The organism is Acidimicrobiales bacterium (assembly GCA_025455885.1).
Taxonomy (GTDB): domain Bacteria; phylum Actinomycetota; class Acidimicrobiia; order Acidimicrobiales; family Acidimicrobilacustridaceae; genus Rhabdothermincola_A.
The window spans coordinates 72,192-92,999 of record JALOLR010000016.1; the positions used below are offsets into that span (position 1 = coordinate 72,192).

The 20,808-nt window shown below is 74.0% G+C and carries 22 protein-coding genes; 15 read left to right on the plus strand and 7 right to left on the minus strand.

The genetic code is table 11. The features are described 5' to 3' along the window. Positions 1 to 23: 23 nt before the first annotated feature. The 5 genes from MUE36_13395 (at position 24) to selD (ending at position 5,685) form a co-directional block, all read left to right on the plus strand. The gene (locus MUE36_13395; protein ID MCU0311926.1) at positions 24 to 1,625 is read left to right on the plus strand and encodes a hypothetical protein; all 1,602 of its coding nucleotides are present in this window, start codon (positions 24 to 26) and stop codon (positions 1,623 to 1,625) included. Between the two features lie 50 nt (positions 1,626 to 1,675). Beyond that, positions 1,676 to 3,202 carry a carboxylesterase/lipase family protein gene (locus tag MUE36_13400; GenBank protein MCU0311927.1) on the plus strand — a complete coding sequence of 509 codons (1,527 nt, stop codon included), beginning with the start codon at positions 1,676 to 1,678 and terminating at the stop codon, positions 3,200 to 3,202. Then, the gene (gene queC / locus MUE36_13405; protein MCU0311928.1) at positions 3,199 to 3,930 is read left to right on the plus strand and encodes a 7-cyano-7-deazaguanine synthase QueC; all 732 of its coding nucleotides are present in this window, start codon (positions 3,199 to 3,201) and stop codon (positions 3,928 to 3,930) included. Before MUE36_13400 ends, queC begins: the two co-directional genes overlap by 4 nt. Further along, positions 3,927 to 4,559 (plus strand): 7-carboxy-7-deazaguanine synthase, encoded by a 633-nt coding sequence (gene queE / locus MUE36_13410; protein MCU0311929.1) that lies wholly within the window; start codon positions 3,927 to 3,929, stop codon positions 4,557 to 4,559. The genes queC and queE overlap by 4 nt, the downstream gene beginning before the upstream one ends. A 64-nt stretch (positions 4,560 to 4,623) precedes the next feature. After that, positions 4,624 to 5,685 carry a selenide, water dikinase SelD gene (selD, locus tag MUE36_13415; GenBank protein ID MCU0311930.1) on the plus strand — a complete coding sequence of 354 codons (1,062 nt, stop codon included), beginning with the start codon at positions 4,624 to 4,626 and terminating at the stop codon, positions 5,683 to 5,685. A gap of 51 nt (positions 5,686 to 5,736) precedes the next feature. Here selD and glgP read toward each other — a convergent pair whose 3' ends face one another. Beyond that, positions 5,737 to 8,271: an alpha-glucan family phosphorylase gene (gene glgP / locus MUE36_13420; GenBank protein MCU0311931.1), complete on the minus strand. Its 2,535-nt coding sequence runs from the start codon at positions 8,269 to 8,271 to the stop codon at positions 5,737 to 5,739. A gap of 119 nt (positions 8,272 to 8,390) precedes the next feature. Further along, complete coding sequence (locus MUE36_13425) at positions 8,391 to 8,849, minus strand: peroxiredoxin (GenBank protein ID MCU0311932.1); 459 nt, start codon at positions 8,847 to 8,849, stop codon at positions 8,391 to 8,393. Between the two features lie 89 nt (positions 8,850 to 8,938). Here MUE36_13425 and MUE36_13430 point away from each other — a divergent pair, with 89 nt between their 5' ends. Together MUE36_13430 and MUE36_13435 are read left to right on the plus strand one after the other, a co-directional pair. Further along, positions 8,939 to 9,829: a ParA family protein gene (locus tag MUE36_13430; protein MCU0311933.1), complete on the plus strand. Its 891-nt coding sequence runs from the start codon at positions 8,939 to 8,941 to the stop codon at positions 9,827 to 9,829. A 12-nt stretch (positions 9,830 to 9,841) separates the two neighbouring features. After that, positions 9,842 to 10,303 (plus strand): hypothetical protein, encoded by a 462-nt coding sequence (locus MUE36_13435; protein ID MCU0311934.1) that lies wholly within the window; start codon positions 9,842 to 9,844, stop codon positions 10,301 to 10,303. Here MUE36_13435 and MUE36_13440 read toward each other — a convergent pair. Further along, a complete protein-coding gene (locus MUE36_13440) occupies positions 10,280 to 11,047 on the minus strand; it encodes a tyrosine-protein phosphatase (protein MCU0311935.1) in 768 nt (255 codons plus the stop codon). The two genes, MUE36_13435 and MUE36_13440, sit on opposite strands and share 24 nt — an antisense overlap. A 185-nt stretch (positions 11,048 to 11,232) precedes the next feature. Continuing rightward, positions 11,233 to 12,039, minus strand: a complete 807-nt coding sequence (locus tag MUE36_13445; GenBank protein ID MCU0311936.1) for a universal stress protein — start codon at positions 12,037 to 12,039, stop codon at positions 11,233 to 11,235. Positions 12,040 to 12,172: 133 nt separating this feature from the next. Between MUE36_13445 and MUE36_13450 the strand changes: the two genes are divergently transcribed. Beyond that, positions 12,173 to 13,027, plus strand: coding sequence for an alpha/beta hydrolase (locus MUE36_13450; GenBank protein ID MCU0311937.1), 855 nt, complete (start codon positions 12,173 to 12,175; stop codon positions 13,025 to 13,027). Between the two features lie 25 nt (positions 13,028 to 13,052). Here MUE36_13450 and MUE36_13455 read toward each other — a convergent pair whose 3' ends face one another. The 3 genes from MUE36_13455 to MUE36_13465 form a co-directional block, all read right to left on the minus strand. Further along, a complete protein-coding gene (locus MUE36_13455) occupies positions 13,053 to 13,391 on the minus strand; it encodes a hypothetical protein (protein MCU0311938.1) in 339 nt (112 codons plus the stop codon). A gap of 63 nt (positions 13,392 to 13,454) precedes the next feature. Then, on the minus strand, positions 13,455 to 14,864 hold the full coding sequence (locus MUE36_13460; protein MCU0311939.1) for an ATP-binding protein: 1,410 nt from the start codon (positions 14,862 to 14,864) through the stop codon (positions 13,455 to 13,457). Next, entirely contained in the window at positions 14,861 to 15,544 is a 684-nt protein-coding gene (locus tag MUE36_13465; GenBank protein MCU0311940.1) for a response regulator transcription factor, read from the minus strand. Before MUE36_13465 ends, MUE36_13460 begins: the two co-directional genes overlap by 4 nt. 112 nt (positions 15,545 to 15,656) lie before the next feature. Between MUE36_13465 and MUE36_13470 the strand changes: the two genes are divergently transcribed. The 7 genes from MUE36_13470 to MUE36_13500 form a co-directional block, all read left to right on the plus strand. After that, positions 15,657 to 16,112: a hypothetical protein gene (locus tag MUE36_13470; GenBank protein ID MCU0311941.1), complete on the plus strand. Its 456-nt coding sequence runs from the start codon at positions 15,657 to 15,659 to the stop codon at positions 16,110 to 16,112. 79 nt (positions 16,113 to 16,191) lie between these two features. After that, on the plus strand, positions 16,192 to 16,575 hold the full coding sequence (locus MUE36_13475) for a hypothetical protein (protein MCU0311942.1): 384 nt from the start codon (positions 16,192 to 16,194) through the stop codon (positions 16,573 to 16,575). 50 nt (positions 16,576 to 16,625) lie between these two features. Continuing rightward, positions 16,626 to 17,519, plus strand: a complete 894-nt coding sequence (locus MUE36_13480; GenBank protein MCU0311943.1) for an FAD:protein FMN transferase — start codon at positions 16,626 to 16,628, stop codon at positions 17,517 to 17,519. A 10-nt stretch (positions 17,520 to 17,529) separates the two neighbouring features. Further along, positions 17,530 to 18,282, plus strand: coding sequence for a ferric reductase-like transmembrane domain-containing protein (locus tag MUE36_13485; protein ID MCU0311944.1), 753 nt, complete (start codon positions 17,530 to 17,532; stop codon positions 18,280 to 18,282). Between the two features lie 12 nt (positions 18,283 to 18,294). Next, positions 18,295 to 19,101, plus strand: a complete 807-nt coding sequence (locus MUE36_13490) for a hypothetical protein (GenBank protein MCU0311945.1) — start codon at positions 18,295 to 18,297, stop codon at positions 19,099 to 19,101. 88 nt (positions 19,102 to 19,189) lie between these two features. Then, positions 19,190 to 19,480, plus strand: a complete 291-nt coding sequence (locus MUE36_13495; protein MCU0311946.1) for a hypothetical protein — start codon at positions 19,190 to 19,192, stop codon at positions 19,478 to 19,480. Between the two features lie 71 nt (positions 19,481 to 19,551). Further along, the coding region (locus MUE36_13500) for an N-acetylmuramoyl-L-alanine amidase (protein MCU0311947.1) at positions 19,552 to 20,808 on the plus strand (1,257 nt) is incomplete at its 3' end.

The following is a 20,808-nucleotide window of genomic DNA, read 5'->3' on the forward strand; positions in this document are numbered from 1 at the left end:
GACCGACCAGACTCCACCCTGTGATGGCGTGTCGACCCCGAGCAGCTGCGCCCCGGTGGTGCGCGGTCGCCGCCGGTGTCGCGCTCGTGGTCGCGGGCGTGTCCGGCGGCCTCGGCGCCGCGCCCTCCCTGGCCCAGGACGCGGCGGTCGTCCCGCCGGCCCTGGAGGCCCGGGTCACCCCCGTGCCCACCGATCCCGTCGAGCTCCGGGTCGACGGCTTCCACCTGGAGGACGCCGGTGGCGAGCCGACCGTGGTGGTCTCGTTCCGGAGCCCGTTCGCGCTGCCCCGTGAGCCGTGGACGGTCGCCGTGTCGGTGGGCGATCCCGGTGGGGAGCGGACCCGCACGACCCTGGTGAGCGTGGCCGGTGCGGAGCCGACGGGGCGCACCGAACGGGGGGACGGCGTGCAGTGGCAGGACCTCGGGGCTGCCGACGTGGTGGCGGCGACCGACGCCGGGCAGGTGCGTCTGTCCGTCCCGATGCTGGAGGCGTCCCCCGACGCGGTGGTGTGGGTCGACGTCGAGACCACCCGGGACGGCGAGATCGTGGCGAGCGGCAGTCCGGCCGTGGCCCTCGTCGACCTCCGGGGTGGCCGGCCGGGGCCGTCGCTCGGCACCGCCGCTGTCGCCGAGGTCGTCGACGGCGGGGATCCGGGGGCCTACCCCCTCGACCGACCGGGGCCCACCGTTCGTGTCGTCGGTCGCGCCCTCGAGATCGCCACCACCGAGCCCGCTCCGGCGTCCGTCGACGGCGTCGAGGTGGTCGACGTCATCGACTCGGCGGTCCTCACCACCCAGGGAGATCGCATCGCAGGTGGAGAGGCCCCGATCGGCGCCGATCGGATCGAGATCGACCGGCGCATCGGCGAGGTCCGGCTGGTGGCCGACGGCGCGGAGCCGTTCGTGGCCGTCCCCGGCACCACGCCGTGGTTGGTGCAGGGGCCGCCGCCCGACGGTGCGCCGGGGGCCGTGGTGATCGACCTCGACGCGCTCGACGACGCGATCGGTGGGGTGACGCCCGACCGGACCACCACCCGGGTGGCGGCCGAACGGCTCTTCGCCCTCGACGACGGCCGGATCCTGGTGGCCCCGGGCGTGGCCGGGACCCTCGCCTGGTTCGACGGAGCGACCGCCGCAGCCACCACCCCCGCCCCGGACGTCGGCCGCGGTTCTCCCAGCCCGACCCTCCTCGCGGCCGCTGTCGCGGCGGTCGTCGTCGCCGCCGTGGTGGTGGTGGCGTGGTGGCGCCGACGGCGCGACCCGGCCGAGGCCGACGACGAACCTCGACCGATCGACCGGCTCGACGCCCTGCTCGCCGGGTCGGCGCCGACGGGCCCAGGCCGGCACGAACCGGTGCTGGTGCTCGAGCCGCGACCCGGGGCCCCGGCCGTCCTGATCCTCGGGTCCGAGGAGGCCGACGCCGCCGGCTCCGGTGTGGAGTCAGGTGGGGAATCCGGTGCCGGCGCCGGTGAGGAGTCCGGTGCGGGCGCGGTGTCGGAGGCGGGCTCCGGCCCGACCGGCACGGGGGATCCGCTCACCGCGTTGCTCGCCGAGGTGGACGAGCTCAGCGCCCGGGTCGACGGCCTCGCCGGGAGCGCGAGGTCGGAGGCCGGCGACCCCCGGTAGCGTCGAGCCGTGCCTGCATCGGCGACGGCTCCCCGCACCCCCACGTCCCCGTGATCGTCCGCACCGCCCACGGTCCCGTCGAGGGCTTCGAGCGCGACGGCGTCACGCACTTCCGCGGCCTTCGCTACGCGGCGCCGCCCACCGGTGAACGGCGCTTCCGTCCCCCGGCGCCCCCCGAGCCCTGGTCCGCCGTCGCCGACGCCCGCACGTTCGGCCCGTCGTCGTGGCAGAACCCGGGGGGGCTCGAGACCACCCTCGGCGGTGCCGAGATCGAGTGCGACGAGGACTGCCTCACCCTCAACGTCCAGACCCCGGCGTGTGACGACGGCGGCCGGCCGGTGCTGGTCTGGATCCACGGCGGGGGGTTCACCAGCGGGACGTCGGCGACCGCCTGGTACGACGGGACCCGCTTCGTGCAGCGCGGTGACGTGGTGGTGGTCAGCGTCAACTACCGCCTCGGGGCGCTCGGGTTCCTGTGGCTCGGGTCGCTCGGCGGCGACCTCCGGGCGAGCGGCACGAACGGGATCCTCGACCAGGCCGCCGCGCTGGCGTGGGTGCACGACAACATCGCGGCGTTCGGGGGCGACCCCGGCAACGTCACGATCTTCGGCGAGTCGGCGGGGGCCATGAGCGTCGCCACCCTGTTGGCGGTGCCCGACGCCCGCGGGCTGTTCCACCGCGCCATCGCCCAGAGCGGCGCGGCCCACAACACCTTCGATCCCCATCGGGCCGAGGAGATCACCGCCGCGGTGCTGGCCGAGCTCGAGGTCCCCCTCGTCGAGGACGTGCTCGACGTGGCCCCCGAGCGCCTCGTCGCCGTCGAGGCGGCCGTCACCCGCGCCCTGTTCCGCCAACCGGGGCGGATCGCCGGCCGCACCGGGATCTCCCTGGCCATGCCCTTCCAGCCGGTGGCCGACGGCCACTGGCTGCCGAGCGAGCCGCTGCTGGCCATCGAAGGTGGCGCGGCGTCGGACATCGACCTGATGGTCGGCAGCAACGCCGACGAGTGGAACCTGTTCCGCCTGATGTCGCCGGGCGGCCTCGACCACCCCGAGCTGCTGGGGCGCCTCGACCGCCTTGCGGGCGACGGCCACCGCTTCCACGACGTCTACGCCGCCGCGCACCCGGGCGCCTCACCCGACGAGCTGTGGAGCGCGGTGCTCACCGACGCCGCCTTCCGGGTGCCGGGGGTGCGCCTCCTCGAGGCCCACCAGCGGGCCGCGGCGCCCGGCGTGCACGGCTTCGAGTACCTGTTCACGTGGCCGACCCCGGCCTTCGGAGGCGCAGTGGGGTCGTGCCACGCCCTCGAGATCCCGTTCGTGTTCGACACGCTGCACCGCGGGGTGGCCCAGCTCTTCCTGGGCGGTCCGGCCACCCCCGAAGTCCAGGGCCTCGCCGCGGCGATGCAGGACGCCTGGATCGCCTTCGCCCGCCACGGCCGCCCCGCCTCGCCGGCGTTGCCCGCCTGGCCGGCCTTCGCCGCCGACGAGCGACGGGTGATGCGCCTCGACGTCCGGCCCGAGGTCCTCGTCGACCCCGGCCGGACCGAGCTCGACTGCTGGGACGGCCTGGTGTGACCCACGTCGGGGACCCGGCCGGCCGCCCGGCGGTGGTGCTGCTCTCGGGCGGGCTCGACTCGACCACCTGCCTCGCCATCGCCGCCGCCGAGGGGTTCTCGCCGATCGCCCTGAGCGTGCGCTACGGCCAACGCCACACCGTCGAGCTCGACAGGGCGGCGGCCGTCGCGGCCGCCGCAGGGGTCGAGCACGTCGTCACCTCGGTCGACCTGGCCGCGTTCGGAGGGTCGGCGCTGGTCGACGGCGGCCCCGAGGTGCCGAAGCACGACGACCTCGCCGCCCTCGAGGCGGCCGACGACGGGGCCATCCCCGTCACCTACGTACCGGCCCGCAACACCGTGCTGCTGGCGCTGGCCCTGGCGTTGGCCGAGACCAGGGCCGCCCACGACGTGTTCATCGGGGTCAACGCGGTCGACTACTCCGGCTACCCCGATTGCCGGCCGGAGTTCGTCGCGGCCTTCGAGGCCGTGGCCCGCCTCGCCACCCGGGCGGGGGTCGAGGGCGCCCGGCTCACGATCCACACGCCGCTCATCGAGCTCACGAAGGCCCAGATCATCGAGCGGGGTCTCGCCCTCGGCGTCGACTACTCGATCACGTCCACCTGCTACGACCCCGACGCCGGCGGCCGGGCGTGCGGTCACTGCGACGCCTGCCTGCTCCGCGCCAAGGGGTTCGCCGACGCCGGGGTGCCCGACCCGACGCGATACGCGCCTGGAGCAAAGCGGTGAGCACCTACCTGGTGAAGGAGACGTTCCTCACCCTCCAGGGCGAAGGCACCCACGCCGGGCGCCCGGCGGTGTTCTGCCGGTTCTCGGGGTGCAACCTCTGGACCGGGCGTGAGGAGCACCGGGCCGACGCGGTCTGCCGCTTCTGCGACACCGACTTCGTGGGCACCGACGGCCCCGGCGGTGGGCACTTCCGGTCGTCACGAGCGCTGGCCGAGCACGTGCGCTCGTTCTGGCCGACGACGGGTCGGGGGTTCGTGGTGTGCACCGGGGGCGAGCCCCTGCTCCAGCTCGACGAGGTGGCCGTCGCCGCGCTGCACGCCGTCGACCTCGAGATCGCCGTCGAGACGAACGGCACCCGCCCGGTGCCCGAGGGGGTCGACTGGGTGTGCCTCAGCCCCAAGGCCGGCGCCGAGGTGGTGCTCGATCGGGCCGACGAGGTGAAGCTGGTGTTCCCCCAGCCCGGCGCCGAGCCCGACCGCTGGGTCGAATTCCCCGCCGACCACCATCTCCTCCAACCGATGGACGGCCCCGACGTCGCCGCCCACACCGCCGCGGCCATCGACTACTGCCTCTCCGACCCCCGCTGGTCACTGTCCGTCCAGACCCACAAGCACCTGGGGATCCCCTGATCCCCAAGCCGGTGTCGACCCCTGCCCTGCTGGACGCAACTGGCCCTGTGAACCGAGGAGAACCATGACCGACACCGACGTGGCGCCCAAGCGGCTCACCGAGTACAGCCACGGCGCGGGGTGCGCGTGCAAGCTGCCGCCCGGGCTGCTCGGCGACGTGGTGGCCAAGCTGGCGCCCGTCACCGACGAGCGGCTCCTCGTCGGCTCGGCCACCGGCGACGACGCCGCGGTGTGGCGCCTCGACGACGACCGGGCGCTCGTGCTCACCACCGACTTCTTCACCCCGATCGTCGACGACGCCCGCACCTGGGGGAAGATCGCGGCGGTCAACGCCGTGTCCGACGTCTACGCCATGGGCGGCCGCCCGCTCATCGCACTGAACCTGGTGGCCTGGAACGTCGACGAGCTCTCGATGGACCTGCTCGGCGAGGTGCTGGCCGGCGCCCAGGAGGCCGCTGCCGAGGCCGGCTTCGCCATCGTCGGAGGGCACTCGGTCGACGATCCCGAACCCAAGTACGGGCTGGCCGTGGTGGGCGAGGCCCACCCCGATCGGCTGCTCACCAATGCCGGCCTGCTGCCCGGGCAGGTGTTGGTGCTCACCAAGGCCCTCGGTACCGGCATCGTGTCCACCGCCGTGAAGCGCGGCGTGGCCCCGCCCGACGTGGCCACCGCGGCCGTGGCGTCGATGCTGCGGCTCAACGCCGACGCGTCGCGGGCGGCCCTCGCCGCCGGCGCCACCGGCGCCACCGACGTCACCGGCTTCAGCCTCCTCGGCCACCTCGGGCGCATGGCCATCGAGTCCGGCGTCGACGTGATCGTCGACGTGGCTTCGGTGCCGGTGCTCGACGGCGTCCGCGACCTCGCCGCCGCCGGGGTGGTGCCCGGCGGGTCGGGCCGCAACCGGGCGTTCGTGGCCGACCGCCTCGACGTCGGCGACGGCGTCGACGACCTCGACGTCACCGTCCTCGCCGACGCCCAGACGTCGGGTGGCCTGGTCGTCGGCGTCGACCCCGACCGGGTCGACGAGTTGGTCGCGGACCTGGCCGGCTCGGGTCACCCGGTGGCCGTCATCGGCGAGGCCGTCGCCGCGTCGCCCACCGGCCCGGGTCGGCTCGCCCTGCGCTGACCCGCCCGGGTGGACCTCGGCGCCGCCGCAGGACCGGCCGGCCCGGCCCCGTCAGCCCTGGGGGAGGGCCACCCGTCCGAGCTGGGCGTAGTCGTCGATGTCGGGGTGCGAGGGCACGACCCGCACCGTGTAGCCGAACGTGCCCGCCCGGGGGAAGGTGATCTCGGTCCGGTAGTGCCGCCACCCGGCGTGCTCGCCGTCACCCACGAGGTCCATGGCCACGATCGCCGGCTCGCGCAGGTCGTTGTCGAGGTCGACCTCGCCGTACACGAGCTCCACGGCGACGTCGTCGGGCTCGAGCTCGCCCAGCGCGACCTGGGTGTCGACCCGGAAGCCGTCGTCGCCCCGCCCGATCGGCGCGTAGCTGGTCGACGGGACCGACACCGAGGGCCAGGCCCGCTCGAGGTGGCGGGTCCAGCGCACGAGGCCCCTCGCCCGGGCCTGGTCGTCGGCCAGCATCAGGTCCGACCGCGTCGCGGCCGGCTCGTAGAGCCGTTCGACGTACTCGCGCAGCATCCGGGTCGACTCGACCTGTGGGCCGAGCCGGCTCATCGACCGCTTCACCTTGGCCAACCAGTCGGTGGGCAGGTCCCCGCCGTTGCGGCGGTGGTAGAGGGGGACGACCTGTCGTTCGAGGATGTCGAAGACGCTCGCCGACTCCAGGTCGTTGCGGGCCTCGGGATCGAGGGTGTTCTCGGCTGACGGGATGGCCCAGCCCACCTCGGGGGTGTACATCTCGTCCCACCAGCCGTCGAGGATCGACAGGTTCAGCCCACCGTTGAAGACCACCTTCATGCCCGAGGTGCCACACGCCTCGTTGGGCCGCAACGGGGTGTTCAGCCACACGTCGCAACCCTGCACGAGCATCCTGGCCACCGAGATGTCGTAGTCCTCCAACAGCACGAGGCGGTGGCGGAGGTCGATCTCGGCGGCGAGGCCGGCCACCTGTTGGAGCAGATGGTGGCCCGGCTCGTCGGCGGGATGTGCTTTGCCGGCGAAGATGAGTTGGATCGGTTGATCGGCGTCGAGGAGGAGACGGCGGAGCCGGTCGACGTCGCGGAAGAGCAGCGTGGCCCGCTTGTAGGTCGCGAAGCGGCGGGCGAAGCCGATCGTCAGGATGTCGGGGTCGAGGGCGGTGTCGGTCCAGGAGGCCTGGGCGGCCGTCTTGCCGTGGCGCAGCGCGGTGCTGCGGAGTTTGTGGCGGGCGTAGCCGACCAGACGTTCCTTGGCGGCGGTCCGGGCCCGCCAGAGGTCACGGTCGGACACCGTCTCGACCGCCGCCCATTCCTCGGCCGACGCCTCGGGCCATTCCGGCCCGATGACCTTCCGGTAGATCTCGGCGATCTCCGGTGACGTCCAGGTGGGGGCGTGGACCCCGTTGGTGACCGCGGTGATCGGCACGTCCTCGACCGGGATCTCCGGCCACAAGCCGCTGAACATCTTCCGCGAGACGTCACCGTGGAGCTGGGCGACGCCGTTGGCCTGGCCCGCCATCCGCAGCCCCATGGCCGCCATGTTGAAGACCTCGCCGTCCGGGGTGCCGGGCTCGTGCCCGAGCGCCATGAGCTCGTCGAGGCTGATCCCCAGCTCGCGGCACCACCCCGAGAAGTACTTCTCCATGAGCTCGCGTGGGAAGCGGTCGATGCCCGCCGGGACCGGGGTGTGGGTGGTGAACAGCACCCCGGGCCGTGACGCGGCGCGGGCCTCGGCGAAGGACAGCCCGCCGTCGAGCATGAGGCCCCGCACGCGCTCCAGGGCCAGGAAGCCGGCGTGCCCTTCGTTCATGTGGAACACCTGCGGGCTCCGGCCGAGGGCCTTCAGCGCCCTCGTCCCCCCGATCCCGAGCACGATCTCCTGGCGGATCCGCTCCTCCACGCCGCCGCCGTACAGCCGGTCACAGGTGAGGCGGGTCTCGTCGTCGTTGTCGTCGATGTCGGTGTCGAGCAGGTAGAGCTGGATCCGTCCGACCTGGGCCCGCCAGAGCCGGGCGTGCACCGGGACCCCGGCCAGGTCGACCACGACGGTCACGTCGGGGACGGCGTCGAGGGCCATGGCCTGGGGATCGAGGCGCGGGAAGCGCTCGAGCTGCCACCCGTGGACGTCGAGCTCCTGGCGGAAGTACCCGTGCCGGTAGAACAGCCCGATGGCGACCAGGGGCAGGCCCAGGTCGTTGGCCGCCTTGAGGTGGTCGCCGGCGAGCACGCCGAGGCCGCCCGAGTACTGGGGGAGGGCCGCGGCGATACCGAACTCGGGGGAGAAGTAGGCCACCTCGCGCAGCGGGGACTCGCCGCGGTGCTGGAACCACCGGGGTTCGGCCAGGCTGCTCTCGAGCTCCTGGTGGATGGCGGCGGCCACGCTCGTGAACGCGCTGTCGGCGGCCAGCTTCTCGAGCTGCTCCTGGCTCTCGGTGGCCAGGATCAGCGCCGGGTCACGGCCCTCGAACTCGAACGCCTCCCGGTCGAGGCGCCGGAACAGCTCCCGCGAGCGCTGGTCGTCGGCCCACCCCAGGTTCATGGCCACGGCCCGCAGCGGCTCGAGCTGGGGAGGGAGCTGGGACACCACGGTGAACGTCTGCACGGCCTTCATGGCCCGGGACGGTAACCCAGCCCGACCCTCGATCCGACCGGCGTTCGGGGCGTCCGGGGCCAGGAAACGAACTGTTCATCGGGGCGCCACCCGTCACCGGGGGGCGCGCACCGGCGTCCTCAGGTCGGGGCCCCGGAGCGGATCACCTCGAGGGCCTCGTCGATGTGCTTCTTCGGCTTGAACTGCGACGAGAACCGGTGGCGTACGACGCCCTCGGGGTCGAGCACGTAGGTGACCCTCCCGGGGAGCAGGCCGAGGGTCTTGCCGACTCCCCAGTCCCCCCGGACGGTGCCGTCGGTGTCGGCGAGGAGCGTGAAGGGCAGCGAGTGCTTGGCGGCGAAGGCCTTGTGCTTCTCGACGGAGTCGCCGCTGATCCCCACCACCCGGGCGCCGGCGTCGATGAACGCCTCGTGGCTGTCCCGGAACGAGCACGCTTCGGCGGTGCAGCCGGGGGTGTCGTCGGCCGGATAGAAGTACACGACGCTCCACCCCCCGCGGAGGTCGTCGAGGCTCACGGAGGTGCCGTCCTGGTCGGGCAGGGTGAAGTCGGGCGCAGGTCGGCCCACGGTGGCGGTCATGGTGGCGTCAGCACCGAGCGGGACCGTGACATTCCCGGTCCCGGGCATCGGCGCAGGTCAGGGCGCACCTCGGGCACTACCGTGGGGGGATGCCGGTCGTCGCCGTCGTGAACCAGAAGGGTGGGGTGGGCAAGACCACCGTCGCGTTGGGCCTGGCCTCGGCCGCCGGCCGGCGGGGGCTGCGCACGCTCGTGGTGGACCTCGATCCCCAGGCCAACGCCACGACGGGCCTCGGGGTGTGGGAGCCGTCCCTGACCGTCGACCACGTCCTCGAGGTCGATCGGCCCGGCGGCGTCGCCGAGGTGGCGGCACCGGCGGGGTGGCCGGCCGACGAGGGCGCTGCGGTGCCCGACGTGGTCGCCTCGACGCCGGCGCTGGCCGCCCGCGAGCCCCAGCTGGCCAACGATGCCATCGGCGCCCAGGACCGCCTCCAGCTGGCCCTCGACGGCCACGGCTACGACCTCGTGGTGATCGACTGCCCTCCCTCGCTCGGGCTCTTGACCGTCAACGGGCTCTTCGCCGCCGACCGGGCGCTGATCGTCACCGAGCCGGCGGCCTGGGCCTCCGACGGGGTGGCCCAGATCCGGCGCACGATCGAGCGCATCGCCGTCCGCCGCGACGGCGTTCCCCGGATCGCGGGGGTCGCCGTGAACCGGCTGGGGCGGACCCGCGACGCCAAGTACTGGCACGCCCAGCTCGTCGAGCACTACGGCGACGACGTCCTCCCGCCGGTCCGCCTCCGGGCGGCCGTCGCCGAGGCCTCCGCCCAGTCGCTGCCCATCCACGCGCTCGGTCACCGCGCCGGCGCCCCCGAGGCGGCCGACGAGTTCGACGCCCTGCTCCGCGCCGTGGCGCCCGAGCTCGCACCGCCCGAGTCGGCGACCCCGGAGGTCGCGACCCCGGGGGTCGTGGTCGCCGGTCCGCCGGCTGCGGAACCGGCGACCGTCGAGGCGGTCCCCTCCTCGTCCCCCGTCGCCTGAGCGGAGCCCCGAATGCCGTACGACCCGCAGCGATCCCGTCACCGCCCCGAGCCGGCGGCCGACCAACCGGCGCCCGTCGATGCCCTCCTCGACGCCGACGCCGTGACGGCGACCGGGCTACCCGACGGGGTGGAGGTCGAGGTGACCGACGGCGGCGAGGTGGTCGTGCACACCCTCGACGCCGACGTGGAGATCACGCCGTCCGGCGACGACGTCGTGGTGCGCACCGACGACGCGTTCGTCGAGGTCCGCCCCGAGGCCGACGAGGTGCTCGTCCGGGCCGGCGGAGAGGACGTGGTCGTCGACACGACCCCGTGGGACGAGGTGGAGACGGGTGAGGTCCTCGCCGCCGAGCTCGACGCGGCACGACGGTCCCGGCGGGTCCGCCTCGTGGTCGTCGCCGTCGTCGCGGCGGTGCTGGCCGCCGTGGCCGTGGTCGCGCTCGGCCGGTCAGGCCAGAAGCGACGCTCGTAGCCCGTCGACGACCTCGTCACCCACGCCGATGGCGTCGGCGTACCCCCGGACGGAGCCGTGCTCGGTGCGGAGGTGGTCGAGGAGCCGGCGCATCGCGCCCGGTGGGGCGGCGAGGTAGGCCGACGGCTGGTCGTTCATGGCCGACAGCCGCTCCGGGGCGGTCGCCTTCAGGCGTTCCACCAGCTGGTCCATGGACCGCCCGCTCAGGCCGTAGTCGGCGATGATGATCTCGTCGTCGACCCCGAGCAGGCCGAGGACCAGCGCGGCGAGCACGCCGGTGCGGTCCTTGCCGGCGGCGCAGTGGAACACGGCCGGCACGTTCCCGGCCTCGGCGAGCACGCCGATGGCCGAGGCGAGCGCCGGCGCCCCCTGGTGGAGCATCTCGACGTAGAGCGAGCCGAGCACCTCCGCGGCGTCGGCGTCGGGCGGGAGGTCGAGTGGCGCCCACGACTCGCCGAGCACCGAGAGGTGGTGGTACTCGAAGCGCAGGTGCCCGTGGTCGATGCGCCCCTCGAGGACCTCGCTGGCCGTGCGGAGGTCCACGACCGAGCGCATCCCGAGGCGGTCGAAGATCTCGATGTCAGCCGGCTCCAGGCGGCTCAGCGCGTCGGCCCGGAACAGGGTGCGCCACCGTAGGTGGCGGCCATCCGCCGCCGGGTAGCCACCGAGGTCACGGAAGTTGAACGAACCGTCGAGGCGCAGGTGGCGGTCGGGGTGGTCGGTGAGGCCGTCGACGTCGGTCATGGGATCGAGGCTACGGGTCCCGGCGTCCTCCATGATCCGTCCCCGTTCCTGTCGGGAGTCCTCGGGGTGCCGCACCGAGACCGGTGGGCCGCCCCTTGTGATGTGGAGGATGCCCGACCGGGGTCACCGGCGGTCGGCGTCGGGGTGGCCTGCGGGTGAACGACGGGCGAATCCTCGGAACCGGTTCAGGAGCCGGGGCGGTGCACCAGGACCGGGCAGGGCGCGTCGCGCACCACCTTCATCGCCGTGCTGCCGAGGGCGGTGCGGGCCAGCCCGGTCCGCCCGTGGGTCGCCATCGCGATCATGCTCGCCGGGAGGTTGCGGGCCAGGTCGACCAGCGCTCCCGCGGCGTCCTTGGCCTCGACGCGCTCGACGTGGGCTTCGACGCCCGCGGCGCGCACCAGATCGCCCAACGCGTCGAGCCGCTCGATCGCCGAACTGTCCGCCGCCCCGCCCACCGGGGTGCCGTCGCCGGTCGTGACCGACACGATGCGTACCGAGAGGTGCAGGGCGCGGGCCCAGGCGACGGCGTCCGCCACGATCGACTCCGCGGTCTCGCTGCCGTCGGTGGCGACGATCATCGCCCCACCGTCGAGTGAGGTCTGCGGCGAGGCGTTCCGGCCGAGGAGCAGCACCGGCCGGGCGCTGGCCTTCAACACGTCCTCGGCGACGGAGCCGAGGAGGGCCTTGCCGATGCCGCTGCGCCCGTGCGTGGCCATCACCACCACGGTGTCGTCGGCCTCGGCCGCTTCGGCGATGGCCGTCGCCGGGAACGTGTCGACGGCGATCCGGGTCGTCCACGTGGGGACGTCGAGCCGCGCCCCGGCGGTCTCGACGTAGTCGTGCAACTCGTCGGTCGTGCTGCCCCAGCCGGAGCTGAGGAGGGTGACGGCGGCGTCGAAGTGGGCGGCCAGCTCGGCGGCCACCGGCAGCGCCGACTCCGAGAGCGTCGAACCGTCGAGTGGGACGACGATGTTGCGCAGTGACGGCATGGGACCTTCCTCACTCGGACGGTTCGGGGTGACCGGGCCGATGGTGGTCCCGTCGGCTCGGTGGCGACAGGGCCTTCGGTCCCGGACCGGGACGCTATCGGCACCGGCCCCGCCGAGGAGGCAGACTGCGCCGATGGTCGACGCGCCCTTCGAACTCGCCGGTCGCGGCCTCGCCGTGGAGGCCTGGTTGCCCGAGACGGACCCCACCGGGGCGATCGTCGTCGCCCACGGGATGGGCGAGCACGCCCGCCGCTACCGACGCCTCGCCGAGGCCCTGACCGGCGCCGGCTGGGCCGTGTACGCCCCTGACCACCGGGGCCACGGCCGCACCGCCGGGTCGCTCGACGCCCTCGGCGACCTCGGACCGGAGGGCTGGGACGGGTTGGTCGAGGACCTCGCTCGCCTCGTCGACGAGGTCGCGGTGCGCCACCCCGGGCTGGCGCTGGTGCTGTACGGCCACTCCATGGGCAGCTTCGCGGCGCAGCAGTACGTCCTCGACCACAGCGACCGGCTGGCCGGCCTCGTGCTGACGGGAACGACGGCGGTCGACCAGATCGCGGCGGCGCTCGATCCCACCCAGCCGGCCGACCTCTCCGTGTTCAACGCCGCGTTCGAACCGGCCCGCACGGAGGCCGACTGGCTCAGCCGGGACGAGACCGAGGTCGACCGCTACCTCGCCGACCCCTACTGCGGGTTCGGCCTCGACGGGCCGGCCACCGCCGCGTTGGCCGCCGCCGCGCCGAGGCTCGGCGATCAGGACGCCATCGACGGCGTGCGGGAGGGACTCCCGATCCACCTGGTCTCGGGCACCGACGATCCGCTGGCCTTCGGCGGGGCGTTCGTGGAGATGGTCGCCGAGCGGTACCGGCACGCCGGTGCCGACGTGAGCGTGGTCCTCTACGAAGGGGCGCGACACGAGGTCGTCAACGAGACCAACCGCGACGAGATCACCGCCGAACTCCTGGCGTGGCTCGACAGGCTCCGCTGACCGGGGCTCTCGGAGCGCGCGGGCGCTACTTCCGGGTGGTGAGGCGGTCGGCGGCGTCGCCGAGGGCCTGACGGAGGTCCTCGAACGCGCCCTTCACGCCGTCGGAGAGCGACGAGACGGCCCCACCGGCCGCGCCGCCCATCCGGTCCATCTGGCTGCGGGCCTCCAGCCAACGGTTGCGCATCAACTCGAGGAACGGCTCGACCTCGTCACGGGCCTCCATCTGGCCGAGGTGGGCCTGGACCTCGAGCTGGTCGATGCGGGTCTTCCACTCCTCGAGCTGGCCCTCGGCCAGCTCGGCGCGCAACGAGGCGAGTTGCTCCTCGAGGGCGGTGAGCCGGGCTTCGACATCGTGATCGCTCATGTGAACTCCTCCGATCCACGTCCGACGGTACCGAGGGGATCGGGGCCCGGCCACGGCCGAAGGTCAGTTTTCGCGGCGCCGTGAGGGTGCGGCGGGGAGGCGCACGATCACCTCGAGCCCGCGGGGCGACGCCGCCCGGAGCTCCACGTCGCCCTGGTCGGCGCGGACGAGCTTTCGCACGATGGCCAGGCCGAGACCGCTGCCGCCCAGCTCCGTCCGGGTGGTGCCGGCCCGCCAGAAGCGATCGAAGGCACGGCTGCGCTGCTCCTCGGTGAGGCCGGGCCCGGAGTCGGTGAGGTGGATGTCGACCATCGGGTCAGGGGACCCGTCGTCGGCCATCCGTGCCCCCATTCCGACGACGCTCCCCGTCGGGGCGGCGTCGCACGCGTTGGCGAGGAGGTTGTCGAGCACCTGGTCGAGGCGATCCCGGGTGGCCCGCACCCGGAGCCCGCTCGGGGTGACCTCGAGGCGGAGGGCACGTTCGGTGACGACGGCGGACCATGCGTCGGCGCGCTCCGCCAGCACCTCGTCGACGGCGATGTCCTCCGCGTCGCTCGACGGTGCCCGGTCGGCGCGGGCGAGGGCCAGGAGCCCGTCGACGAGTCGCGAGAGGCGCTGCACCTCGCCCTCCGCGGCGACGAGATCGTGGGCGGCGCCGTCCCCGACCTCCGTCTCGAGCATCTCCAGGCGGAGCCGGAGCGCGGTCAGCGGGGTGCGCAGCTCGTGAGAGGCATCGGCAACGAACTGCTCCTGCGTGTCGACGAGGTCCTCCAGCCGGCCGGCGGTGGTGTTGAGGGCCCGGGCCAGCTCACGGATCTCGGGGGGGCCGGTCCCCGTCGGGGCGCGGGCGTCGAGCGCCCCCTGGCCGATCGCCGTGGCGGCCACCTGGAGGTCGGCCACCGGCCGCGTCACCCAGCGGGCCATCACCACGGCCAGGCCGGCGGCCACCGTCAGCGAGACAGCCGCCACCCCGCCGAGCAACAGCCAGTAGGAGCGCACCCGCTCGTCGAGCTCACTGGTCGGGTAGCTGATGCGGACCGCTCCGTGGATGGTGCCGCCCGAGGTGACCGGCACCGCGACGTAGAGCAGGTCCGTCCCGAGCGTGGTCGACGGACGGACCCCGCTCGAGACCTGGCTGGCCAGCGCCGCCTCGATCTCGGGGCGTGAGCTGAACGAGCGGGGTCCCTCCACCGCGGGGTCGGAGTCGGCGCGCACGTCGCCGTTGCGATCGACGAACACGACCCGGCCGCCGGTGCGGTCGGTGTAGCCGTCGGCCAGGGCCTGGAGGTCGAGGGTCCCGATCCCTTCGAGGGTGTCCTCCGAGTACGCGGCCAGGACGAAGGCGTCGCGCTCGAGGTCGGCTTCGAGCTGCTCGCGCTGGCGCTCCCGGTAGGTGATGCCCAGCGGGATCTCGAGCATGACGAGCACGACGAGCGTCAGCGCCAGGTAGGAGACGATGAGCCGGCGGATCACGGTTCGGTCCGCAGCCGGAATCCGACGCCGCGGACCGTCTCGATGAGCGTGGGGTCGCCGAGCTTGCGGCGGAGGCTGGCGACGTGCACGTCGAGCGTCTTCGTCGGCCCGTACCAGTGCGCGTCCCACACCTCGTGGAGGATCTCGTCGCGGGTCAGGGTGGCACCCGGCTCGCCGGCCAGGAGGGCGAGGAGGTCGAACTCCTTGCGGGTCAGGCCCAGCTCCTCGCCGTCACGCGTGACACGGCGGGTGCGGGTGTCGAGCTCGATGCCCCCGCCCACGGAGCGCAGCGTCGCGCCGGCCCCGATCGTCTCGGACCCGGCAGCCCGTCGGGTGACGGCGCGGATGCGGGCCACGAGCTCCCGGAAGCCGAACGGCTTCACGAGGTAGTCGTCGGCTCCGAGCTCGAGGCCGATCACCCTGTCGACCTCGTCACCCCGGGCCGTGATGACGATGATCGGCACGGCGGAGGTCGCCCGCAGGCGCCGGCACACCTCGTAGCCGTCGATGTCGGGGAGACCCAGGTCCAGCAGCACGAGCGCCGGTACGGGATCGGCGATCGCGGCCGCCAGGCCCTCGGCGCCGGTCGCGGTGCGGGCCACGGTGAACCCTTCCCGCTCGAGCCCTCGGACCAGGGGCTCGGCGATGGCGTCGTCGTCCTCGACCACGAGTACCTGCACCGCCTCAGGCTGACACCCGCGCACCGGGTTGTGGGGGAGACCGGCCCGACTTTGCCGAACCTTTACCCTCCGCTGGCCGACGGGAGACGGTGGGGTCCGTAGGTTGCGGGCCATGGAACGACGACTCGCACTCACCCTCGCCGGAACCGCCGCGGTCGTGGTGGCCGCGGCAGGCGCCGCCGGGGCCGCCAACCTCGGGCTGCTCGGTTCGGCCTCCTCGTCCGCCGACACCGTCGGCCAGCTCGACGCCTCCAACGTCGTCGAGCTGGTGACGAGCTCGACGACCACGGCGCCCGGCGATCCGGTGGTGGTCTACGTCGACGAGTACGTGACCGTCCCGGCCGGCGCCGGTACCGGCGCCGCCCCGGCCACCGCGTCGGGTCGCTCGCCCGAAGGATCCTCCTCCGCCGCGTCAGGGTCCACCCTCCCCGCCGCGCCCCCGTCGGCCCCCGCTCCCACCACGACCGTCGGGAGGGCGGACCGCGGCTCCGAGGACGAGTTCGAGGACCACGAGTCCGAGGACCACGAGTTCGAGGACCACGAGTCCGAGGACCACGAGGATGACTGACCGGGCCCCCACCGGGCCGGGTGGTTCCGCGGCACCGGCCGGTGAGAGGGTCTCGCCGCGTCGTGGCGGATCGAGAGCGATGGCGTCGCGCATCGTCATCGGCGGGTTGAGCCTCAGCGCGACGTTCACGATGGTCGCCGTCCTGGCGGCGGGTGAGCAGCGCACGGAGGCACCGGTCGACACCGTGTCGGTGCCCGGTCCGACGGGGACCCTTCCCGTCGCGGCCACCGACCTCCCCCCGTTGGGCCCGCCGGCGACCACGATCGTCATCCGGCGGCACTACGTGACGTCGGTACCCGGGGCGTCGGCCGGCACCCCGGGGGCGGGACCGTCCACGGGGGCGGTCGCGGCACCCGGTCCCTCGGCGGCACCGGGTGCTCCCGCTCCGGCTCCGGCGGCGGCCGTGCCGGCTCCCGCTCCCCGGCCGACGGCGCCACCCGTCGCCGCCACCCGGGCCAGCTGAGCGTGTCCGCCAGTGCCCGGGACCTCCGGGCCTTCGGCACCGACTGCCGCGTGAGCGTGGTGGATCGCGACGAGCGGCGCGCCGCCGAACGGCTCGCCGACGCGGTGGCCGAGCTGGAACGCCTGGAGCAGGCCTGGTCGCGCTTTCGCCCCGACAGCGAGCTGAGCGCGATCAACCGGGCGGCGGGCCGCCCGGTGGTCGTGAGCGACCTCACGTTCGAGGTCGTGGCGATGGCCGCTCGCGCCCGCCGCCTCACCGGAGGTCGTTTCGACGCCACGATCCTCGACGCCCTGGAAGCGGCGGGCTACGACCGGTCGTTCGAGCAGATCGGACCGGTGGTGCAGCCCTCGACCGGGCGGGTGGCGACGGTCGGGCGAGGTCGGCTCGTGCTCGACCCCGACCGTCGGGCCGTCACCGTCGCGCCGGGACATCGCCTCGACCTCGGCGGCATCGGCAAGGGACACGCCGCGGACCTGGTCGCCGGCCACCTCGTCCTGGGCGGGGCGCTCGGCGCCTGTGTCGACCTCGGCGGCGACGTCCGCGTCGTCGGGACGGCACCCGAGGGCCCGAGCTGGCCCGTCGCGGTGCGCCACCCGGTGGCCGGTCGGGGTGACCTCGGGATCATCGACGTCGCCGAGGGCGGCATCGCCACCAGCAGCCGTCTTCGTCGCCGGTGGGTCGATACCGCCGGGAGCGAGGGCCACCACCTGATCGACCCTTCGACCGGCCGGCCGTCGACCTCCGATCTCGTGGCGGTCACCGTCGTGGCCGGCGAGGCGGCGTGGGCCGAGGTGTTCGCCAAGGCCGCGCTGCTGGCCGGCAGCGTCGACGGGATCGAGATGCTCGCCGAGGCCGATCTGGCCGCCCTCGTCGTCACCGAAGCCGGCGACGTGCTGACCGCCGGGCCGATGGACCTGTTCCTCCGCTCCGACGTGACCGCCTGAGCGACGAGCCGTGCCCCCCGCCCTCTCCTCGCTCGCCGCCGCCCCCTCGGCCGTGGTGCTCGCCGACACGAAGGTGTGGTGGTACGTCTCGCGAGCGTCCGGGACGGTGGCGTGGGTGCTCGTCGCGGCGTCCGTCCTCTGGGGACTCGCCCTGTCGACCCGTGCCCTCGGACCGGCTCCGCGGGCGCCGTGGCTGCTCGATGTCCATCGATTCCTGGGCGCCCTCGCGGTGGTCTTCGTGGGGGTCCACCTCGTCGCGCTCGTGTTCGACCCGGTCGTCGCGTTCGGGATCGACGCGCTCCTGGTCCCCATGGCCTCCGAGTGGGAGCCGGGCGCCGTGGCGTGGGGCGTCGTCGCGCTCTACCTCCTCGTGGCGGTGGAGGTGACCTCCCTGCTGAAGAAGCACATCCGGCCCCGCGTATGGCGAGGCGTGCACCTCACCGCCTACCTCCTGTACGTCCTCTCGACCGTGCACCTCCTGCTCGCCGGTACCGACCGGACGAACCCCCTGCTGCGTGGGGCGGTCGTCGTGTCCGTCGCGGCCGTGGCGTTCTTCACCGTCTACCGGTGGGTCGGTCCCGGTCGGGTCCGCAGCGCCAGGGCCGGTCGGGAGCGGACGAGGCAGGCCGCCACCCCGCCGCCGCTCAACGGGCACCCGGCGCGTGCCGATGAGATGAACGTGCGGGGCGGAGCGGCCGGAGAGGTCCTCGGCCGGGACGCCCGGCGCCAGACGATCCCTGACGCCGCATCCCGCGGCGGGTGAAGATGGTGGCGAATGTACGACTACGTCCTGGTTCCGTCCGACGGTGGCCCCGAGCTGCGGGCGGTGCTGACCCCGGCGGGGGACCTGGCCTGGCGCTGTGGGGCGAAGGTCGTCGTCGTCTCCACGACACCGGCCACGGACAAGGCCTCCCGGCTGATGCTCAAGTCCGAGGCCATCTCCCAGAGCAGCACCGACATCGACTTCTGGGTGGATCTCGACCACGACATCGGTGAGGCCCTCGTCCTCGCGGCGCGCTACCGGCCGAACTCCATCATCTGCGCGGCGACCCGCTACAAGCAGGGCGGTCTGATGCGCAAGCGGGCGCTCGTCGAGGTCCCGCGCACGGTCTTCACCGAATCCGCGGCCCCGATCTTCGCCATCGGTCCGGAGACCGACGTCAGCCGTGGACTCCCGATGGGGGAGATCGTGATGGTCCACGACGCCTCCGAACGCTCGGCGGTCGCACTGGCCACGGCCACCGAGTGGGCCGCAAGCCTGAAGCTCGAGCTCGTCATCGTCGGGCTCCTGGCGCCCGCGGCGAGCACCGAGGAGCGGGAATGGCTCGTCGAGCGGCTCGAGGCCGAGCTCGCCGGGGTCGCCGGCGCGGTTCGCGCTGCCTCCCTCGAGATCGTCGAGTCGACCGACCCGGTCGCGACGATGGCCGCGTTCCTCACCGAGCACCGCGAGGCGGTCTTCGTGGTCGCGCCCGACGCCGGCGGTTCGGAGACGGCGGCGCCGGGATCGTTCGCCGCCGGTCTCCTGCGGGTCACCCCGCAGGCGCTCCTCTTCCCGGCACGCATCGGGGTCGGCCAGGGCTGAGCGGGGACGGCGGTCGCCGCTCACCGGCGCGTCAGTCGGCTACCGTCTCCGGCGTCGTCTCTTTCGTCACCGAGCAGGAGCGCCGTCGATGTCACGTGAGCAGCTGGTCGAGGCCTATGTCGGCGGGCGCATGGGCCGTCGGGTGTTCATCCGGGGCCTCGTCGCCCTCGGGGTCTCCACCGCCGCGGCACTCACCTACGCCGACGCGCTGTCGGCGTCGACCGGCCCCTTCACGGCGGCAGCCGACGACCTCTACGCGGGCGCCGACGACCTGTACCCGCCGACGGACGCCCAGGGCGACCAGGCCACCCGGGGTGGTGCCGGCGCCGGCGCCGGCGCGGCGTCGCCGGTCTCCGCTCGCCCCCGCTTCACCGGCTGACGCCGTTGGCGGCCGAGTGGGCCCGCACGCCGAACTTCGAGAGGGGACGTCGGGGTCATCAGCCTCGCGCCGTGGTCGTCCACACCACCGACGGTTCGTTCTCGGGCACGGTCGCCTGGTTCGCCAGCGAGCGCAGCGGGGTGAGCGCCCACTACCTCGTGGGGCTCGACGGCCGGGTGGTCGAGTTCGTCGACGAGGCCGACACCGCCGCTCACGCCGGCTCGACCGCCCCACCGGATCTCGAGGTGCTCGGCGGGGTCTCACCCAACCTCTGCACGATCGGCATCGAGTTCGACGACGACCGTGACCCTCACGGGGTCCACCGTCCCGACGCCCAGTACCGCGCCGGGGCACGGCTGCTGCGGGGGATCGCCGACCGGTGGGGGATCCCGCTCGATCGCGACCACGTCCTCGGTCACAACCAGATCCATCCCGCCAAGACGTGCCCCGGGAACCTCGATCTCGACCGGCTCATCGAGGAGGCGCGGCGCGAGCCGCCCCTCGACGAACGTCGGGGCACCCGCCACCCCGGTCCGCCCGGGCCCCGGCTGGTGGTGCTGTTGCCGGCGCGCAACGCCGCCGAGGACCTGCCGGGGTGGTTCGAGAGCGTGGAGCGCTTCGCCGACGCCGTGGTGGCGCTCGAGGTGGTGCTGCGCAACCCCCGTCGCGAGACCTATGAGGGATGGGACGACGGCGCCAACCGGGCCGAGCTCCTCGCTGCCGCCGAGTCGTCGGCCCCCCAGTGGGTCCTGTCGCTCGACGCCGACGAGCGGCTCGCGGCCGACGACGCGGAGGCGCTGCGGGACTTCCTCGCCGGCGACGCCCTCCCCGGTGTCGCCTACGGGCTGCAGTGCTTCCGGATGTGGGGCGACGGTTGCGACCCCGGGTTCCGCTGGGTCTATCGACTGTTCCTCCACCAGGCGGGACACCGCTTCCCGGACGGGCAACTGCACTTCGACCCGGTCCCCACCGCGCTGGGCCCCGGCCAGCACGTGCGCACGTCCCTGCGGATCCAGCACTGGGGGTCCCACGACGACGACCGCAGGGCGGCGAGGATCGCGAAGTACGAGCAGGCCGACCCGAGGGGTCGGTATCCGACCGGCTTCGGCGGCGTCGACGAGGTCCCCGCCACGGTCGTCCCGTGGGCCCCCCGCCCGCCGGGAACCCCGACCCTGGTCGGCGCCCGTCCGGTGGGGCGACCGGAGCCGACGGTCGCCGAGGCAGGCCGCCCCCGGCTGGTGGTGCTGTTGCCGGCGCGCAACGCCGCCGAGGACCTGCCGGGGTGGTTCGAGAGCGTGGAGCGCTTCGCCGACGCCGTGGTGGCGCTC